Here is a 4,789-nt window from a genome sequence, read left to right as displayed (position 1 = left end):
CGGAGATATGACGGAGAAAATCTTGCGCTGTTTCATCCTTCGGGGGACTATCGTCTGACCGACGGTGATTTGTCGGTAGGGTATCCCTACTCGGGAAGCCCGGTAGGCGGCTACCAGCAGGTTGACCTTCTGGACAATTTCCTTATTAATAAAATAGTTGTCTATACCGGTGGCTCCAACCCGCAGAACTGGGTAACTGACTCTCCCCGTGGATTTTATGCTCGATCCAGCTCTACCATATTAGAAATCATTCACGAAGTCGGGATATCGAACGCCGACAACGGCGGGTATAATTTTGCCGAGGTTTCCTTCCCGCCGGCCTGGGTGCGCTATCCACAGTACTATATTTTTGAAGCGAGAGTCAAACCGCCGAACATCGGCGAGATCATGGTGTATGGTTCCGGCTATTTATATAGTGCCACTTATGAATCACCCTGGATCAGTCTCGGCGATCCCATGAAGCTCAAGACTATCGACAAGGTAACCTGGGAGGGCGATGTTCCGAGGGGAACGGGTGTCGACATATACCGATATACTAAAATCACGGTGCAGACACAGACCCGGTCCCGTCTCCCCGACGGAACACCATCCGCTCCGAGTGTCTGGAGCATCGGACACACCGCGAAGCGTTTTGATTTCGATTCTCCCGAGCCGGTAAACGAGTTCAAGTACAAAGTGTTTCTGGAAACCAACCATATCTCCATGACACCGACATTCAATGCTATTTCGGTCAACTATACCACCGAGCAGCCGATTGCGGACGGGAAGGCATCCATTACACCCGCTGAGGTGAAGATGGGTGAACTGACGAATTTCGTTTATACGGTGGATTATTCGCTTAATACCGGGCAGAATTTAAAAACCATATCCATATTGGTTCCCAATTACGCCACAGTGGATTCTGTTTACAGTTCGGAAGCAAATAAACTGGTTCCGTTTACCGCTGATACTTCCTTAGGCACCATGATTACCGTGAGTCTTGCCAATCCGGTCACGAATGCGGATGGCAAGAGCCCTGATTTCCTGAAGATATATTTCAAAACTACTCTTCTTACAAATTCTTTTCAATTTGCTTCTGTTGTTTCCAACGACTCGAAAAACGACAATACAGGAGCTCTGAATCTGCGGGAAGATCCCGTCAAACACTGGGTAGCCTACACCAAAGAAATTCTTACCGGGCTTGTTTCCGATGTCCAGGCCAGGCCGAAGGCATTTACCCCGAACGGGGACAATAAGAACGATTATACAGTGATCGAATTCAGGCTTTATAAATCGTCAGCCAGTATAAGGGTAGAGATTTATGACACCGCCGGCAATATAGTGGTAAGGCTGTACAAAGGCACATTAACTCCCCGTGATTATATAGGTGATACCGATCCCGGCCGCTGGGACGGCAAGGGTGTTGACAAAAAACTGGTGCCTCCGGGAATTTACATTTATCAGGTGATTGCATATACGAGCTCCGGTCTGGAGGTACATTCCGGTACCGTTGCGATGGCATACTGATGTAAGATAGTCGGTATAGCATTCTCTCGTTATCTGAATTTAACTGTATAAAATTGGATGGGTACACAGGATATGGCAAGTAAAATGTGGAAGAGTTTGAAAAAAACGGATCAAAAGCGTAAGCCCCATTATGTTCTGGCTTTCGCTGCCGTAATGGCGGTGTCTTCTGCGCAGTTGGTACAGGCCGCCTTTTTTGACACGGCAGGCAAGAGCGCCCGCTCGATGGGGATGGCTGAAGTGTTTCTGGCTTCTGCGGGAGATGCTTCCAGCTACTGGTATAATCCGGCGGGGCTGGTGAAATTCGAGAAAAGGCAGGTGGGTTTATCGTACGGCATTCCGGTTACTGTGATTTCCGGTTTGAACATTTCGCAGGTTAATTTAGCGACCCCGTTGGGAAAGAGACGTGGATTGGGATTAGGCGTTTCCTACGGCGGTATCGATGTGGCGAGCGATATGGTGATAAGCGGCGGTTATGCTCTATCCCTGACCGACAAATTCACTGTGGGCGGCAACGCAAAAATCATGCGCTGGTCGGTCGAGGGTCAGGCTACCCGTGACGGGACCTCCAAAGATGACACTATCTCCAAGACCTCCTTTTCGCTGGACTTGAGCGCAACCTATGCTCTGGGTGAATTGTTCGGGCTGGGAACGTTCACCACCGGAGTGTATGTCAAGGATGCCATCATACCCAATATTTCTGAGTCGGGTGATGAAGGAGGCAAGCTGCCTGTCGAGCGTGGTATCGGTATCATGATGCAGAAGGATTTGGTAGCGGTGGAACTTGATATTGCTGCGTGTGATGTTGCTCATGTCAACAATATCATATATCATGCCGGGTTTGAATACAAAATTTCAGGAACCGATCTGAAATTAAGAGGCGGATACATCAGGGGCAGCAATAGAATTATCATCTTCAAAAAAGGCGATGTCGCAAAGGAAGATATCAACCTGGGATTAGGATATGGCTTCGGGTCGGTGATTTTCAATTACGCATATAATTTTCCATTAGTGGCTACGAACACAAATGGAAGACATTTTATATCTTTCGGGATTTCTTTTTGATTCGTAAATCAGCGACAGGATGGACGGTGCTATGAAAAAAACAGGTCATGTGAAAAAGCTGATTGGCAGTATAGTGTACTTGGGTTTAGCAATGATGTTGTTTCCCCAGACGTCGTTTGGTCAGGTCGAATGGGCAAAGGATACAGGATTCGTATCCCGGGAGTACAGACCGCGGTGGTTTCAGGAATATGAAAACTTCGGCAGGTATGATTTGAGAAAGGCCCCCAGGTATTTTACTGAAGCGTACGAGACCGGTATAAATGCAGCCGGCGCCACTACTTATAATACCCGGCAGGTGATGTCCAAGGTTTCCTATGATCCGTTCGGGAACTTCCTCCTGCCCGGTGGAAGCATTTACAATGTGAAATGGGACACTTCACGGTACGGTGCAACTTCCGGTAATACTGCTTCCGATCCGACCGCTGCTGCTCCTTTCTATTATGCAGCTTCGGTTTTCAACAATCTCATGATCACGTCAGACGAATTCTCGGATTGGAAGACCAAGTTAATTTTCGGTACGACCATTCGTACTTTCTTCACTTCCTCCACACTGATGATGAAGAATTTCAACGGTTTCCGGTGGGATGCATCAAACCGCAAAAACAGCGTCACGCTCATCGCCCAGCCGGGTACACCGGGAAGTATATCCACACTTACCATGCTTGGCGCTCACTGGCAGAGCATACTCGGCGACAAGCTGAAGGTCGGCGGTACGTTCATCAACCGTCAGCGCGGAACCCGGGCGTATTCCCATACCGATATCGACAACGGAATCGCAGGAATGCGGGATACTCCCCGGTACATTTATCTGGTGCTCTCCGACTGTTCACCCACTAATACCTCTAATGGGCCGACAATTTACGACATACGGACTTTCATTAACGGTAATGATTTAACCAGCCAGGTGCCGATGCGTGTTTTCAAAATAAAGGATGTATTGAGTTCGAAACGTTTCTACAATGGTGCATTTCAGAGACAGTACATCTTCCCTGTAGCTACCGGTCAGGATTTCTATCCCCGGAAAGATACAGACTATGCCGCCGCTGACTGGTTTCTCACGGCTTTAAATCTTGCGAATGCCAAGGAGAACATGTTCAGTAAAACGGATATTACCAACTTTTTCGGAATCCTCAACCTGCCGGATCCTTCCAACCCTAGCGATCCGCAGGGGAGATTATACGCCGCCGACATGTCCCTGGGATACCAGCAGGCTACGGGAACCGATGTGGTGATATACGAATTCATGATTCCCCAGGAAGCCCGTGATGTGAAATTCAAGGTGTTGGTGGCAAATTACTATAATATCGACCTGATTTCCGCATATTACAAGTATACCCAGGGTGGAGAGGCAAGCTGGAACGATCAGCCGTTCAGTCCGACCTATAAAGACAAGTGGAGCGTCGGCTATGATGTTAGGAATGTGGCCCGGTCCCCCATGAATGTAAGAGATTTGTCCAACATGCAATGGGTCACAATAGCTTATGACAGATGGACCGGCTGGAATGTTTACGGCATCGATGCCCAGTTCGTCTGGGGCGGCCTGAAAATCAACGGAGAAATCAACGAGTATAACGCTCTCTTCTCCTATCCGGTAAATGAGAACCTGACCGGTGGCGGACGGCACAAAGAAACCACGCGCGCCTGGTTTGCCAACCTGGAACAGGATTTCGGCAAATGGGGATTCGGGGGCGAAGCGTACAACTATCCCCTGAATTATATGAAGTATAACCCAGTGATTGAGAACCCATACCCCGGGAATATCGGAATAGATGTAGACTGGGATATGCTGAATGACACCTACTGGGGCACTGCACCCTACCTCACCTATAACTATGATCTTTCGCCTACCGGGACTTATGTAGCATTCGGCGACGATTTCAACAATAACGGCACCATCGACCAGCGGGAAAGCTATACCACCCCTTATGCTATAGGTTACAATGGGAATCATTTCTTCCTGAAACTGAAACCCCGTGACTTTTTGATTACCCTCGGGCGATACAATTATAAAAGCGTATCCGTGAGTTATGACAATCTTATGACCTATCTCAAATGGGAAAAATTTGGGAAATATTCGAACTTTATGGAGTACAGTTGGCAGAACCGGATAGAAAAACGGATGTTGCGTTACTTTTATAATTCATATTACGAATCCTCACATTCATGGAAAAACACCTCGTTCTTCCATACCCGTCTGAACACTAAGAATTTGAATGTCTTT

At 47.9% G+C, this 4,789-nt stretch carries 3 protein-coding genes; all 3 read left to right on the top strand.

The window, feature by feature from the left end; all coding sequences use genetic code 11:
- Nucleotides 1–1,506 (top strand): gliding motility-associated C-terminal domain-containing protein (locus Q8O92_04380; protein MDP2982550.1); only part of this gene is annotated, 1,506 nt, incomplete at its 5' end.
- Between the two features lie 72 nt (nucleotides 1,507–1,578).
- Nucleotides 1,579–2,568: a hypothetical protein gene (locus Q8O92_04375; protein MDP2982549.1), complete on the top strand. Its 990-nt coding sequence runs from the start codon at nucleotides 1,579–1,581 to the stop codon at nucleotides 2,566–2,568.
- 31 nt (nucleotides 2,569–2,599) lie between these two features.
- Nucleotides 2,600–4,789 (top strand): hypothetical protein (locus Q8O92_04370; protein MDP2982548.1); only part of this gene is annotated, 2,190 nt, incomplete at its 3' end.

It is taken from the genome of Candidatus Latescibacter sp., from assembly GCA_030692375.1.
Lineage (GTDB): Bacteria > Latescibacterota > Latescibacteria > Latescibacterales > Latescibacteraceae > JAUYCD01.
This window is presented reverse-complemented; position numbering and strand designations above follow the sequence as displayed.